This is a genomic window from Halopiger thermotolerans, assembly GCF_054654555.1.
Map to the genome: position 1 here is coordinate 455,746 of NZ_BAAIEU010000002.1, position 14,000 is coordinate 469,745.

The window sequence follows — 14,000 nt, forward strand, 5'->3', positions numbered from 1 at the left end:
CTCGAGTGTGCGTCCGAATCGCCGCCGTGCCGCGAACGAAGGCCTTACGCGTGCGACTCACCACCATTCGGTATGGACGTAGACGACGACGCAACCCGCGTCGAGTGGCGCGAGTGGGGTCAGGACGCCTTCGACGAGGCCGAGGCGGCCGACGCTCCCGTCTTGCTCTCGCTCACCGCGACGTGGTGCGATCACTGCCACGAAATGGACGCGGAGACCTACGCCGAGCCCCGAATCGCGGCGAACATCAACGACAGCTTCGTGCCGATTCGGGTCGACGTCGATCGGCACCCGCGCGTGCGCGATCGGTATAACATGGGCGGCTTCCCCTCGACGGTCTTTCTCGCGCCCGACGGGAACGTCCTGACGGGCGCGGGCTACCTCGGCGCCGACGGGATGCGCCAGGTGTTAGATAGCGTCCGGACCATGTGGCAGACCAAAGGCAGCGGCGCCGCCCGCGTCCCCCGGCCGCTCCGAGAGGACAACTCGCCGGCCGGCGAGCTCACCCACGACGTCGAGGCCGCAATGGTCGGCCAACTGACCGAGACCTACGACGAGGTCGCCGGCGGCTGGGGCCAGAGCCCGAAGTTCCCGCTGCCCGACGCCCTCGAGTTCGCCCTCAAGCGCGACCGCGAGATGGCGCTTCGCTCCTACGATGCGGTCAGCGCGAACCTGTTAGACGAGTACGACGGCGGTTTCTACCGGTTCGCCAGCGACCGCGACTGGGGCGGCGTCCAGCGGGAGAAGCTACTGGATTCGAACGGCGCGCTCGTCCGGGCGTTCGCGAACGCCTACCTGCACACCGGCAAGGACGAGTACCGCGAGCCCGCAGAGCGCACGATCGAGTTCCTGACGACGACGCTGTGGAACGGCGACGTCGACGCCTTCGCCAACAGCCAGGCCCCCGGCGAGGACGCGGCCCACAGCCTCGACGCGACCGACCGGGCGACCGCTGCGGAACCGCCGGTCGACGACGGCGTCTTCGCCGGCCCGAACGCCTTGGCGATCGACGGACTGCTCACCTACTACGCCTACACCGACGACGAGCGCGCCCGCCGCTACGCCGAGCGCGCGCTCGAGCGGCTGTGCGAAGACCTGCTCGCGGACGGCGTCGTCGCCCACCAGTACGACGCAGACGGAAACGACGCGCCGACGCCGCTGCTGACCAACCAGGCCCGCGCTCTCGAGGCGCTGACGACCGCCGCGAGCGTCCTCGATACCGAGTTCCTCGCAGACGCCCGGCGGGTCGCCGACGCGACGATCGACCATCTCCACGACGAGGATTCGTTCGTCGACGGGCCCGCGGAGGGGGTCGGCCTGCTCGACCGCCCGCTCCGACCGTTAGACGCCAACGTCGCCTTCGCGGACGCGCTGATCGACCTCGCGGAACTGGTCGCCGGGACCGCCGAGGACGACGACGCGGACGCCGATCGCTACCGCGAGTACGCCCGTGAGACGCTCGAGGCCTTCGCCGGCGCGAGCGACCGCTTCGGCGTTCAGATCGCCCGGTACGCGACGGCGGTCTCGCGGCTGCTCGAAGGGCCGCTCGCCATCCGCGTCGCCGCCGAACCCGGCTCCGATCTCCACCGCGCGGCGCTCCGCATGGCGGATCACGAGAAGGTCGTCGTGCCGGACGCGACGACCCTCGAGGCCGGCACGGCGCGCGTCGAACGCGGCGACCGCGTCTCCGACCCGGCCGAAACGCCGGACGAGTTGAGCGAGCGCGTCCGAGCTATTCTCGACTGAGAGCGGGCCGGAATCGGCCGCGAGCGCCGCCGGTTCAAACCACCACAGCGTTTATGTTCCGGCGGTGAATCGCTTCGGACATGGCCAGTCTCCGGGACCTCGGGCTCTCCGAGTACGAAGCGCGAGCGTATCGAGCGCTGTTGAACACGGGCCCGACAACCGCCAAGGAGTTGTCGCGGGCGAGCGACGTCCCCATGGGCCGGATCTACGACGTTCTCAACAGCATCGAGCAGTACAACCTCGTCCGGAGCCAGACCGCTAGCCGGCCGAAGAAGTACGTCGCCGTCGAACCCTCGACCGCGCTCGATCGTCTCCTCGACGACAAGAAGCGCGAACTCGAGGAGAAGGCCGAGCAGTACGAGTCGATCGTCGACGACCTCTCGGAGGAACTCGACGCGGCCGAACCCGTCGAGGAGCAGTTCTGGACCGCCGCCGTCGGCCCCGAGGAGACGACGGATCTCCTGCTCGAGCGGCTGGCGGCGGCGGACGACCACATCGTGATGGTCGTCGCGAACCCGGCGCCCGGCCGGGACGTGCAGGCGTTGAGCGAGAACGTCACCGCCCAGCTCGAAGACGCGCTCGAGCGGGGCGTCTCGGTGGACGTCCTGATGACGCGCGGGATGGTCGACTCGCTCTCGGAGCGAGTCGGCAAGCGGTACCGCGAGTCGCTGCAGTCCCGCGACGACTTCGACGTCCGGACGAACGACGACGTGACGGGGACGTTCAACCTCATCGACGACGTCGAGGTCTGCATTCAGGTGCCGAACCCGCTCTCGTCGGGCGAGGCCTTCGGCATGATCGATCTGAAGGACCCGGAGTTCGCCGCGAGCGTCCACGACGAGTTCGTTCCACGGTGGGAGGAAGCGGAGCCGCTGACGTTCTAGGTCGTTCGGTTCGTTCTACGCGTCGCCGTCACCCTCGCCGTTGACCTCCTCGCGAAGCGTCTCCATCTCGACGACGCGCTCGGCGTGGGCGTTGTGCTGGTGGATCGACTCGTCGTTGGACTGTTTCATCGTGATGACCGCGTCGTCCTCGAGGTGGTCGAACTCCTCGACGACGCCCTCGGCCATCGAGCGCACGCAGTCCTCGACGAACTTCGCGTCCGCGTGGGCCTCGTAGGTCATGTGGTCCTCGTCCGGGCGCTTCGCGAGGTTGTAGATCCGCGCGCTCATCGAGTCCCGGGCGACGTCGATGATGTCGTTCAGATCGACATCGGGGTCGCCGTTGGCTTCGACGGTCAGCGTCGCGTGGCCGCGCTGGGAGTGACCCGGCTGGGGCACCTCATCGAGGAACTCCGTGATCGTCTCCTCGTCGACGCCCAGGTCCTCGAGCGTCTCCTTCGCGCGCGCGGCGGACATCCCCTGCGAGCAGGGACAGACGGTCATCCCCGTTACTTCGGCGCCGATCTCCTCACGGGTCCCCTCCTCGGTCGCGGTCGCAGCGGCGATGATGTCGACGGTGTGCTGGGTCTCGCGGTCGCTGGCGGGCGTCTGCTCGCGGCGCATGAACTCCGCCTCCATCGAGACCTGCGCCTTCGAGGTGTAGTCGTGTTTCTCGAGCAGCCGCTCGGCCGCATCGCCGCAGACCTCCTCGACGCGGTAGGCCTCCTCGCGGGTGGCGTCCTCCAGAATTTCGTCGATGACCTCCATGTTGCGGCTCATGTCCGCACCCTTGCGCCAGGCGGGGAGGTCGACGAAGACCTCGAACTCGGCGGTGAGGACGATCGGCCGCTTGTCCTCGCGCGCGATCTTGACGAGCTTTTCGACGCCGGTGACGCCGACCTGGCTCAGGCCGACGGTGACGTCGGGCGACGTCGCCTGCACGTCCGGAAGCTGGTGACTCATTGGCCGTACTCGGGCCAGCGACCGATTATGCCTTTCGGAACGAACGGTTTGCCGCCGGTTTCTCGGCGCACACGCTGAATACGGCGCGACGTCGAGCTTTGGTCACTCTCGAGCGTCCGGCCGAACCGCACCGTTGCTCGAGTTTCTTTAAGTGCTTCTGGTCACAAGGTGAAGATACGACAGAGACTCCCCGTTCTCGGGATGCATTTATTCTGGAGAGCTCCGGCTCGGTCGATCGTTGGATCCGCTCCGAGCCCGTCGTCGATTTAAGTATCTCTGCCCACAAGGTAAAGCTACGACGGGAGGACGCTCGTTCTCGAAGACTCTACCGGCGAGCTACCGCTCTCGATACCGCCTGCCGGCCTGCGTGCTTTTTGCCGTCTCAATCACGTACCGGGACAGCCGAGTTCGTACCGCTGGTCGCTCGGCACCGTCGGCACGTCGATCGAGACGGGTTCGTCGTACGCCGAGTAGCGCATCGTGATCGATACGGTCGCCGTCTCGCCGTCGCCGGAGACGTCGAACTCGACGCTCGTCTCGAGTGGGCGTCCCGTCTCCGCATCGAGCCAGAGCGTCGTATGCGCGTCCTCGAGATTCGGGCCGCCGAAGTCGAACCGGGAGCTGCTGAGGCCACTGTCGTCGAAGGCGTCCGCCGGGGGCGAACCGGTGAGCCGGATCGCCTCCCGGCCGTCGTACGCCTCGGTGCCGTTCCAGTAGAGGTCGCCGTCTTCGAACAGCGAAAGCTGCGAGTGGGCGGGCGTGTCGTCGGGCCAGGGATCGCCTTCGTCCTCGTCGAGTGACTCGACGTTCCAGCCGTCCCACGGCGGCGGACACTGCTCGCGACGCGTCTCACCCTCGAGGTACGACTCGAGGGTTGTCCCGTCGATCGTCGCGTTCGTGTACAGCGTCTCGTTCGCGAGGTCGACGGCGCCGAACACGGAGCCGTCGATCCGTTGGCGGTCGGCGGCGACGGACAACTCGCCTTCGTACCGGTAGGTCGACGTCTCGTCGAGGACTGTCCGGGCGTCCTCGAGGGCCTCGACGGCGCGCTCGTCTCTCGTCGGCTCGTCGCCGAGGGCGCTACAGCCGGCGAGGGAGACGACGAGAATCAGACTCACCGTAAGTGCACGGAGGGCAGGGCGGCGCATCGTACTGTTAGTACGCTTACCGGTAGCCGATACAAATAACTGCGGTTGTCCGCTCGAGTCGTTCAGTGACGGCCCGACCAACTGCGAGCGATCCGTCTCGCTTCTTTAAGTGCCTCTGGTCACAAGGTAGAGCTATGACGGGAGACCGCCGTTCCCGCGGCGGTGCGTTACTGGTGCTGTCCAAACCGCTTAGTGGCGTCTCCGGTACTGATTTCTAATCCGTCGAACAGCACACGCTACGAGAAGGAAGAACTGCTCGAACGTCACTCGATGACGTCGGTTACACCGGTTTCCTACACCGGCTCGCCGAACGCGTACATCGTCTCGTGGGCCGTCACCTCGAGGTCGACGAAGTCGCCGGGCTCTATGCCGTGGTCGCTCGCGTTCTGGACGATGATCTGGCGGTACGCCGAATCGCGACACTTCACGGAGTCGGCGGTGCCCTCCTCGACGACGAGACAGTTCTCGCGCCGTTCGCCAACCATGTCCTCGTAGGCGTCGGCGACGATCTCGCGCTTGAGTTCGCTCATCTCCTTCGAGCGTTCCTTCTTGACCGTGCCGCCCAGCCCCTTCATCTCGGCGGCGTCGGTCCCGGGGCGCTTGGAGAAGCGGGTGACGTTGATCTTCTCCGGGCGGGTCTCGCGCAGGAGCGCCATCGACTGCTCGTGGTCGTGCTCGGTTTCGGTCGGGAAGCCGACGATGAAGTCCGTCGAGAGCGTCCAGTACTCGAGGTGGTCGTCGAAGGTCTCGACGACCTCGACGTACTCCTCGACCTGGTGCTGGCGGCGCATGTCGCCTAACACGTCGTCGCTGCCCGACTGGACGGGCGCGTGCAGGAAGTCGTAGAGTTCGTCGTACTCGGCGAACACCTCGGCGAGCTCCTCGCGGATGCCGTGGACGCCCTTCGGGTTGGCCATCCCCACGCGAACCCGGAAGTCACCGTCGAGCTCGCAGATGCGCTCGAGCAACTCGTGGAGCTTGCGCTCGCCCTTGTCCCAGCCGTAGACGCCGGTGTCCTGTCCCGTGATTCGAATCTCCTTGGCGCCGGCATGGATCAGCGCGCGGGCCTTCGCGACGTTTTCTTCGACCGGCGGCGAGTCGATCTTGCCGGTCGCTTCCTTCGTGATGCAGTACGAGCAGTTGGACATGCAGCCCCGCGCGATGGGGAGAATGCCGACGACGCCGTCCAGAATCGGTTCGGCGTCCGGCGTCGTCGTCGGACACTCGCCGTTCGTGACGGCCTGGGGGACCTCGTCCCAGTGGAGCACCTCGCCGTCGATGTCGGCGTCGCGGAACTCCTCGCCCTGCGCGAGGGCCATGCAGCCGGTGATGTAGAGGTCGGCGGTCTCCTCGGACAGCTCCTCGGCGCGCCGGAGCATGTTCCGCTCGGTCTTCTCGACGACGGTGCAGGTGTTGAGGATGGCGACGTCGGCCTCCTCGGGGCCGTCGACCCGGTAGTGGCCGGCATCGCGGAGCCGTCGCTCGATCTCGCGGCTCTCGCCGCGATTGGACGTGCAACCGTACGTTTCGATGTGGTACCGGGCCATTCGTCGTTGTCCAATCTGGGGAACGCGAGGCCAAAAGCCCGACGGATCCGTCGCTCGCCGTTCGAGAACGCGGCACATGCGCGGTCGCGCCGCCCCTAAATGATTCTCGCCCAGCGACGAACCGACGCACCTGTCGCCGCGATTTGTTTTTCAGGAAGACTTTTACTGTCGTGCTCGAGACGTGTTCATAACGCCCTCCCCGCATGAGCCTCCGTTTGCGAATCTGCGGCGTCCTCGCCGCGCTCGTCGCGATCAACGCCCTGTTCGTGCTGGTCCTGCTGTGGGCCTACGGGATCTTGCTGCCCGGAGTAGTCGCCGGCACCGTCGTCTTCCTCCAGCACGGGGCCGTCCCCTTGGATTTCGCCCGGCTACCGGTCTCGTGGCCGACGGCCTGTGCTTTGATCGGGGGCTTTCTCCTCGCGCAGATCTACTACGGCTACCGCCGCGTGCTCTCGGGCACCCGCGCCGGCGACGGGGACCACGAAATCGCTCGTACCGTTCGCCGGTTGGCGATGACCGCCGACGTGCCCGAACCGAACGTCCGCATCGTCGACGACGACGCGCCGAGCTGTTACACGGTCGGCCGGCTCACCGACGCGACGATCGTCGTCACGACCGGACTCGTCGACCGTCTCGACGCCGACGAACTCGAGGCGGTGCTGGCCCACGAGATCGCCCACATCGCCAACCGGGACGTGACGCTGATGACGATTACGACGCTGTTCGTCGAAATCGCCGATCGAGCGTACCACTGGGCGCGGCTGGTGCGCCGAGCGGTGACCGACCCGCGCTCGCTCTCGACCGAGGGGCGGCTCGCGATTCAGTGGTTCCTCCCGCTGGCCGCGCTGACCTACGTCTTCGTTGCGCCGCTGTTGTGGCTCTTCCCGACGGTCGCGGACTGGGCCACGCGGACGCTCTCGCACGCCCGGGAGTTCGCCGCCGACGACGCCGCCGCGCGGATCACTGGCAAGCCACTCGCGCTCGCGACCGCGCTGGTAACCCTCGCCGAGGCGACCGAAACGCCGACGACCGATCTCCGAACGGCGAAAACGCGCGCGCTGTGTGTCGTCCCGACCGACCTCGTCACCGGTCGCGAGGTCGGTTCAGTGTCTACCCTCGAGGACGATGTGGGGGCGACTGCGACCGAGAGGGAGCGCCGCGAGACCGTCGCCGCGTGGCTCGACGGGGCGACGCCGACAACGGCGACGACTGCCTCAACGGGGACCGGCACGCACCCGCCCGTCGAGGCGAGACTCGAGCGACTACAGATGATCGCCGTCGACCAGGAACTGGAGGGATCGGTATGAGCGCGAGCGACGGCGGCGTCCGCCGGTTGCTGGTCGTTCTCGGCTGCGTCGTCTGCCTGCTCGCGATCGCCAGCGCGCTCCCGGCGGCCGATCCGCGGCTCGAACCCCCGGGGACGACGGGTGACGGCGGGAGCGACGGTCCCGCGGCCGGCGAGTGGGACGCGATCACGGGCGAGGATCCGTTTTCCAACGCGACCGTAGAGGAGACCGCCGATGACGACGATCCCGTCGGTGCGCCGGATCCCGAAATCGAGATCGACGGCGCGATCGTGCCGGGCAACGAGGTGACGATCTCGGTCGACTCCACTAGTCCGTTCGACGAGCGGACCGTCGAAGTGAACGGCGACGAGGTCGGGAAAGCGGACTGGGGATCAGTCGATGCCGTCGTTCCCTACGCCGAGGAAATGACCGTCAGGGTGCCTGAGACGAACGTCTCGCGGACCGTCGACGTCGAGACGAACGCGACGATCAGGGCCCACGACGGGGCGGCCCCGACTGCCGAGTTCGAGGTGTCCGCCGTCGTCAACTCGACGCCGGTTCCCAACGCGACCGTTTTCGTCGACGGCCAACCGGCGGTCGAGACCGACGAGGAGGGACGTGCAACCGTGACGCTTCCCGACGAGGCCGGGCCGACCGAACTACGCGTCGAGCGCGAGCCGGTCGTCGGCGAGCGAACCGTCGAGGTCGCCGAGCCGCGGGTTATGGTCGTTTCGCCGCTGCTGTTCCCCGGGTCGCCGACGCCGGTGCAGGTCTCGGCCGACGGGACCCCGATTCCGAACGCGACGGTCTCGCTCGAGAGCGGCGGGACGGCGACGACCGGCGACGACGGCCGGACGCGGGTCTGGCTGCCCATCGCCGACGAAGCGACCCTCACCGCGACGGTCGGCGAGGAGACCGCGACGGCGACCGTGGGGAACCTCTACCTCCGGCTGGCGGCGCTCGTCGTGCTCGGCCCCGGCTTCGCTATCGGCACGGTCGTGACGTACTTCCGATTCGTCGCGCGCGCCGACGGCCAACGACCCGACCTGTCCGGGGCTGGCTTCGTCCTCGGCCTCGCGGACGCGCTCTCGGCGGTCGCCGCCGCAGTAGCGGGTGCGATCGACGGCACGGCCCAATTCGCGTCGCAGTTGGCAGGCCTGTTTACCCTGCGGGGACCGGGGCTGCCGTCGCTGCCGCGACCGCGGTTTTCGCTCCCCAACCTGACCGTCGGCGCTGGCCTACGGCTTCCGTCGCCCTCGGTCGGCGCTGCGCTCTCGTCGTTCGGCCGCGCATTCGGCTCGCTGTCGATCGGGCCGCTGTTCGGCTCGTCCCGTGACGGCGACTCGAGCTTCGGCCGCCCGTCGCTTGGCAACTTGTTCGGCGGGGACGACAAGGACGCTGACGCGGCCGGCGCCGGTTCCGACGGCGACGGGAACGGGGACGGAGACGGGGGCGCACCGCCGCTGGCAGACGAACCGCTCGGTCCGCGCGGGCCCCGCGCCGAGATCCGCGGTGCGTGGCACGCCTTCCTCGACCGCCTCGAGGTGACCCGCCGCGAGACGCTGACGCCGGGGCAGGCCGCCAGGCGGGCGCTCCGCGCCGGGTATCCGGCGACGCTGGTCGCGCGACTCGTCGGGATCGTCCGCGACGTCGAGTACGGGCGCCGAGAGCCGTCCCCGGAGCGGGTGATCGAGGCCCGCGAGGCGGCGAGCGCGCTGATTACGGCCGCCAGCGATGGTGACGATGCCGATGATGCCGACGACGCCGACGAGGGGGTGGGTTCGCGATGAGCCGCCGCCGGTCGGCGAGTCCGTGGCGCGACGCGCTCGCGAGGCTCGCGGCGATCGACCGCGATCGGCTCGCCGTCGCCGTGATCGTCGGCGGCACCGTGCTGGCGTTCGCCTCGGTCGTGCTGGGCGGGTTCGTTCCGTACGGGCTGTTGGCCGACGTGCTCTACCCGTTCGCGATCCTCCTGCCGGTGATCGGCGTCGTCATCGCGTTCGGCGCGTGCTGGTGGGCGGCGGCCGTCGGCTCGAGCGCGGGCGAATCGCCGCTGCTCGCGGATCTCGACCGCCCGCCGGAACGCGGCCGCTCCCGAGCGGAACGGACCGTCGCCGTCGAGACGGCGCAACTCCTCGAGCGCGGGACGGACGAGTGGTACCGCTGCTGGGACGGAACGTCGACCGCGACGGTTCACGACCGCCTCGCCGACGGTGCGGTTCGAACGCTGCGGGCGAAACGCGGGCTCGAGCGGAGCGCGGCCCGCGAGGCGGTCCGATCGGGAACGTGGACCGACGACGACGTCGCCGCCGCGTTCCTCGCGGACGCCGACGACGTCCGCCAGCCCGTCGGAGAGCGGCTACGGACCGCACTCGATCCCGGCGGGGCGTTCGACCGGCGCGTCGAACGGACGCTGACGGCGATCGAATCGATCGCGGACGACTCGCGACCGCTCGAGTCGCGTCGTGAGGATCGAACGCCGACCGTGGCCGAAGCGGCGGCGGACGACCCGCGGCGCGACCGAGCGCCCGCCGGGGCCGACGCCGCGACGACGGAGGTGACGACGGACCGATGACCGCGTCCGAGCGCACCGTCGAACGGATCGGTCGCGGCGAGTGGGCGGTCGCCGCAGCGCTGGCGCTCGCCGGTAGCGGGCTCGTGATCGGGAGTCAGGTGCTCGTCGTCGCGGCGACGGTCCCGCTGTGGTACGCCGCCGCGGCCGTTTTCGGGACTCACCAGCCGACGACGGTTCGCCTCGAGCGCGAGCTCGCGGTCGACGGTGACGGCGGTCTCGCCGCTGACGACGGCGACCGTACCGGGTTCGACGGAACCGGCGGCGACGGGGACCGCGCCGTTACCGCCGATCCCGGCGACACCGTGACGGTCCGAACGGCAGTCCGGAACGACGGCGCCGAGACCGTCACCGATCTGCGGGTCGTCGACGCCGTTCCCGAGGGGCTGTCGGTCGTCTCCGGCTCCCCGCGGGCCTGCGTCACCCTCGAGTCCCTCGAGACGGCGAGCCTCGAGTACGAGGTCGCGGTCCGGCGCGGCGAGCACGCGTTCGGCGACGCGACGGTCAGAACGCGGAATCCGACCGGAACGGTAACCGAGACGCGGACGGTTCCGGTGTCGGGAGACGACGTCGTCCGGTGTTCGTCGACCGTCGAGGACGCGCCCCTCGGGAGCGCGACCAACGACTACGCGGGCGAGGTGCCGACCGACGAGGGCGGCAGCGGCGTCGAGTTCTACTCCGTGCGCGACTACGAGCCGGGCGATCCGGTCGGCGCGATCGACTGGCGCCGCTACGCCGCCACGCGGGAGCTCTCGACCGTCGAGTACCGCGCCGAGCGGGCGACGCGGGTCGTCTGCGTCGTCGACGCGCGCCGGAGTCAGCTCCGGGCGGCCACGACCGCCGACGTCCCCGCGGTCGATCTCTCGGCGGACGCCGCCGAGCGGACGTTCGAGGCGCTCGTCGATGAGGGCCATCCGACCGGCGTCGTCGCGATTTCCGAGGAGGCCGTCAAGGCCGTCCAGCCGGATACTGATCCAGCCACGCGCGAGCGGGTGTCGCGCGTGCTCGACGAGGTATGGGATCTGGAACGCGGTCCGACGTACTTTCGGCGCTCGTCGTCGGACGACCTCGCGGCCGAACTCACGACGACATTGCCGGGCGAAGCGCAGGTGTACCTGTTCTCCTCGTTCGTCGACGATGAGCCGGTCGATCTCGTCGCGGCGCTCCGTACGCGCGGTTATTCCGTCCGCGTGGTCTCGCCCGACGTGACCGCGAGCGTGAACGACAAACCAGAGCTCGACGAGACCGCACTCCACCTCGAGTCGCTCGACCGTAAGCGGCGGCTGGCCCGTTCCCGCGCACGGGGTGCCCGCGTCGTCGACTGGCCGCTCGAGCGACCGCTCGGACTGGTGCTTCGCGACGCCGTCGGGGAGGTGGGGCGGCGATGAGCGACGCCGACCGCACGACGGACGTCGACCCCGTTCGAGACCGACGCCTGCCGTCGACGACGGCGTGGGCGATCGCGGTCGCCGCCGCGGTGGGGGTGCTCGCCCTGGCCGCGTTCGATCTCCGCGTCGCCGCCGGCGCCGGCGTCGGCCTCGTCCTCGCGGCGGCGATGCCGGGGTTCGACGGCTCGAACCGGCGCATCGTCGCGACGGCCACGGTCCTCCCGGTCGCCGCGCTCGGCGTGGCCGCCACGCTCGGAACTGCCGGCGGACCGGTCGACGGCGCGCTGGTACTCCTTGGGACGGTCGTCGCGCTCGCCGCGGGGCTTCTCCTCGCCGGCGGACTCGAGCCGTCGACGATCAAACGGGCTGCAGCCGCCGCGGTCACGGCGGGGATCGCCAGCGGCGCCGTCGCGCTGGCCGCGGACAGCGTCTCGCAACTCGGCCGCGAGACGATCCTCGAGACGGTGCTGTGGCTCACCGTCAGCGGACTCCGGGAAACGGTACTCGCGCTGGTCGTCGCCGGAATCGCCGCGGGCGCCGCCGTCGTCGCGCTGCCGCCGGCCGCGCTCGCGACGCCGACGGCGCGGGACGCGTACGACCGCGCCCGGCGGGGGCTGCTCGGCTGGATCGCCGTCGCGGTCGTCGTCGCGGTCGCCGCCCTCGTGGGCGCGACGGTCCTCTCCTGGTTCGTCCCGGCGCTCGAGGCGGCGGTCGCAGCGCTCGTTGACGGCCCCGTCGTTCGCGGCGCGTGTGCGGTCGTGACGACCGTCAGCGTCGCCGTCGCAGCCGTCGGCATCGCGGTTCGGTACGCGTGGATCGCCGCGGCGGAACGCACGCGCGAGAGCGCCGCCGTCTCGGTCCTCGTCGGGTCGATCCTCGGCGCGATCGCCCCGCTGCCGCTGGCGCTCGCGGTCGACGAACCGACTGCGGTCGTCACCGCGGCGGGCGGCGGCGCCGCCGGCGTGCTCCTCGCGGGCGGAACGGGCGCGGCAGCGTACGCGCAGTGGCGGGCGGCCAGCGGGAGCCGCCTCGGCTCCGGCCCCGGCCCGAGTTGGATCGTCGTCGCCGCCGCGCTCGGGGCGGGTGCCGTCGTCGTCGGTACGACGGTCCGGACGGCCGCCGGCCTCGCGGCGCTCAAAACGGGCGCCGTTTCGATCGTCGCGCTCGCCGCCGGGCTGTTCGTCTACGACGTCGGGCGGTACGGCCGCGTGCTGGCTCGAGACGTCGGGGTCGAACCCGAGGCCGCGCCCCGGCCCCAGTACGTGCGGATCGGCTGGAGCGCCCTGGTCGCGGGCGTCGGCTCGGTCGTCGCCGTACTCGGCCTCGCCGTCACGACGCTGTTCGCGCCGACGCTGTCGGTGCCGGCGACGACGGCCGTCCTCGCGGCCGTCGCCGCGGTCGTCGCCGGCGCTTGGTTACTGTTCCGCTGAGCCGGCTGCGTCGGGATCCATCGCCGGCACTTCGACGTGGTCCAGCACCGACTCGACGACGGCGCGCCGGGAGGCGCCCTCGACGCTCGCTTCCGGCGTCAACACGAGCCGGTGGGCGATCGCGGCCGGCGCGATCTGCTTGACGTCGTCCGGGACGACGTAGTCCCGGCCGTCGAGAACGGCGCGGGCGCGGCTCGCTTCGAACAGCCGCTGGACGCCCCGCGGCGAGACGCCGACGTCGACGCGGCCGTCCCGCCGAGTGGCGCGACAGACCTCGCCGATGTAATCGCGGAGCGGCCCGTCGACGGTGACGGTCTCGGGGACCCGCTGGAGTTCGCGCACCCGCTCGCGGTCGATCACCGGATCGACGGTCGGATCGGGCCGATCGCGGTCGGCCCGGCGGTCGATCAGTTCGCGCGTGCCCTCGGGGTCGGGATAGCCCAGCGAGGTCTTGATCATGAAGCGGTCGCGCTGGGCCTCCGGGAGTTCGAAGGTTCCCTCCTGCTCGACCGGATTTTGCGTCGCGATGACGATGAACGGGTCCGGTAGCTCGTGGGTCTCGCCGTCGACCGTCACCTGGTCCTCGGCCATCGCCTCGAGCAGCGCGGATTGGGTCTTGGGGGGCGCGCGATTGATCTCGTCGGCCAGGACGACGTTCGCGAACACCGGCCCCTCCGTGAAGTGGAACTCGCCGGTCCCCTCCTCGAAGACGTACGAGCCGGTGACGTCGGAGGGCATCAGGTCCGGCGTGAACTGGATCCGCGAGAACTCGAGGCCGAGCGCGGTCGCAAAGGATCGGGCGGTGAGGGTCTTGCCGGTTCCGGGGACGTCCTCGAGGAGGACGTGGCCGCGGGCGAACAGGCCCGCGGTGATCTCTTCCAGGACGGTCTCGTCGGCGACGACGGCGGAGAGGATTTCGTCGATGACGCGGTCCGCGGTCGCCGCGGCGTCGGGGACTGACATGTGGCGTACCGGATACGGAACCTACGCGGACTTATATCTCTCGTTGGCCGACAGGATCGACCATCGGCGGCGGCTC

Annotated in this window: 11 protein-coding genes; 7 read left to right on the top strand and 4 right to left on the bottom strand. The window is 69.9% G+C overall.

What is annotated here, in order from left to right; translation table 11 throughout:
• Positions 1-72: 72 nt before the first annotated feature.
• Together ACYQ26_RS04695 and ACYQ26_RS04700 are read left to right on the top strand one after the other, a co-directional pair.
• Positions 73-1,746 (top strand): DUF255 domain-containing protein, encoded by a 1,674-nt coding sequence (locus ACYQ26_RS04695; RefSeq protein ID WP_459807528.1) that lies wholly within the window; start codon positions 73-75, stop codon positions 1,744-1,746.
• A gap of 80 nt (positions 1,747-1,826) precedes the next feature.
• A complete protein-coding gene (locus ACYQ26_RS04700; protein ID WP_459807530.1) occupies positions 1,827-2,630 on the top strand; it encodes a TrmB family transcriptional regulator in 804 nt (267 codons plus the stop codon).
• A 15-nt stretch (positions 2,631-2,645) separates the two neighbouring features.
• On the opposite strand, the gene mptA is transcribed toward ACYQ26_RS04700, so the two are convergent.
• The 3 genes from mptA to ACYQ26_RS04715 all read right to left on the bottom strand — a co-directional run bounded on the left by mptA (position 2,646) and on the right by ACYQ26_RS04715 (position 6,285).
• Entirely contained in the window at positions 2,646-3,590 is a 945-nt protein-coding gene (gene mptA / locus ACYQ26_RS04705; RefSeq protein WP_459807532.1) for a GTP cyclohydrolase MptA, read from the bottom strand.
• A 386-nt stretch (positions 3,591-3,976) separates the two neighbouring features.
• Positions 3,977-4,708 carry a LolA-like protein gene (locus ACYQ26_RS04710; protein ID WP_459807534.1) on the bottom strand — a complete coding sequence of 244 codons (732 nt, stop codon included), beginning with the start codon at positions 4,706-4,708 and terminating at the stop codon, positions 3,977-3,979.
• A 323-nt stretch (positions 4,709-5,031) separates the two neighbouring features.
• Positions 5,032-6,285 carry a tRNA (N(6)-L-threonylcarbamoyladenosine(37)-C(2))-methylthiotransferase gene (locus ACYQ26_RS04715; protein WP_459807536.1) on the bottom strand — a complete coding sequence of 418 codons (1,254 nt, stop codon included), beginning with the start codon at positions 6,283-6,285 and terminating at the stop codon, positions 5,032-5,034.
• Between the two features lie 203 nt (positions 6,286-6,488).
• Here ACYQ26_RS04715 and ACYQ26_RS04720 point away from each other — a divergent pair, with 203 nt between their 5' ends.
• The 5 genes from ACYQ26_RS04720 to ACYQ26_RS04740 are packed head-to-tail and all read left to right on the top strand — an operon-like array spanning position 6,489 to position 12,961.
• A complete protein-coding gene (locus ACYQ26_RS04720) occupies positions 6,489-7,592 on the top strand; it encodes a M48 family metalloprotease (RefSeq protein WP_459807538.1) in 1,104 nt (367 codons plus the stop codon).
• Positions 7,589-9,361, top strand: coding sequence for a DUF4129 domain-containing protein (locus ACYQ26_RS04725; protein ID WP_459807540.1), 1,773 nt, complete (start codon positions 7,589-7,591; stop codon positions 9,359-9,361). Before ACYQ26_RS04720 ends, ACYQ26_RS04725 begins: the two co-directional genes overlap by 4 nt.
• Complete coding sequence (locus ACYQ26_RS04730; RefSeq protein WP_459807542.1) at positions 9,358-10,146, top strand: DUF7269 family protein; 789 nt, start codon at positions 9,358-9,360, stop codon at positions 10,144-10,146. Before ACYQ26_RS04725 ends, ACYQ26_RS04730 begins: the two co-directional genes overlap by 4 nt.
• Positions 10,143-11,531 carry a DUF58 domain-containing protein gene (locus ACYQ26_RS04735; protein WP_459807544.1) on the top strand — a complete coding sequence of 463 codons (1,389 nt, stop codon included), beginning with the start codon at positions 10,143-10,145 and terminating at the stop codon, positions 11,529-11,531. The genes ACYQ26_RS04730 and ACYQ26_RS04735 overlap by 4 nt, the downstream gene beginning before the upstream one ends.
• Positions 11,528-12,961, top strand: coding sequence for a hypothetical protein (locus ACYQ26_RS04740; RefSeq protein WP_459807546.1), 1,434 nt, complete (start codon positions 11,528-11,530; stop codon positions 12,959-12,961). Before ACYQ26_RS04735 ends, ACYQ26_RS04740 begins: the two co-directional genes overlap by 4 nt.
• On the opposite strand, the gene ACYQ26_RS04745 is transcribed toward ACYQ26_RS04740, so the two are convergent.
• On the bottom strand, positions 12,947-13,924 hold the full coding sequence (locus ACYQ26_RS04745; RefSeq protein WP_459807548.1) for an AAA family ATPase: 978 nt from the start codon (positions 13,922-13,924) through the stop codon (positions 12,947-12,949). The two genes, ACYQ26_RS04740 and ACYQ26_RS04745, sit on opposite strands and share 15 nt — an antisense overlap.
• Positions 13,925-14,000: the final 76 nt, after the last annotated feature.

Coding starts and splice junctions, on each gene's coding strand:
- ACYQ26_RS04695 (WP_459807528.1), top strand. CDS start 73: ATGGACGTAGACGACGACGCAACCCGCGTCGAGTGGCGCGAGTGGGGT.
- ACYQ26_RS04700 (WP_459807530.1), top strand. CDS start 1,827: ATGGCCAGTCTCCGGGACCTCGGGCTCTCCGAGTACGAAGCGCGAGCG.
- ACYQ26_RS04740 (WP_459807546.1), top strand. CDS start 11,528: ATGAGCGACGCCGACCGCACGACGGACGTCGACCCCGTTCGAGACCGA.
- mptA (WP_459807532.1), bottom strand. CDS start 3,590: ATGAGTCACCAGCTTCCGGACGTGCAGGCGACGTCGCCCGACGTCACC.
- ACYQ26_RS04735 (WP_459807544.1), top strand. CDS start 10,143: ATGACCGCGTCCGAGCGCACCGTCGAACGGATCGGTCGCGGCGAGTGG.
- ACYQ26_RS04715 (WP_459807536.1), bottom strand. CDS start 6,285: ATGGCCCGGTACCACATCGAAACGTACGGTTGCACGTCCAATCGCGGC.
- ACYQ26_RS04725 (WP_459807540.1), top strand. CDS start 7,589: ATGAGCGCGAGCGACGGCGGCGTCCGCCGGTTGCTGGTCGTTCTCGGC.
- ACYQ26_RS04745 (WP_459807548.1), bottom strand. CDS start 13,924: ATGTCAGTCCCCGACGCCGCGGCGACCGCGGACCGCGTCATCGACGAA.
- ACYQ26_RS04730 (WP_459807542.1), top strand. CDS start 9,358: ATGAGCCGCCGCCGGTCGGCGAGTCCGTGGCGCGACGCGCTCGCGAGG.
- ACYQ26_RS04720 (WP_459807538.1), top strand. CDS start 6,489: ATGAGCCTCCGTTTGCGAATCTGCGGCGTCCTCGCCGCGCTCGTCGCG.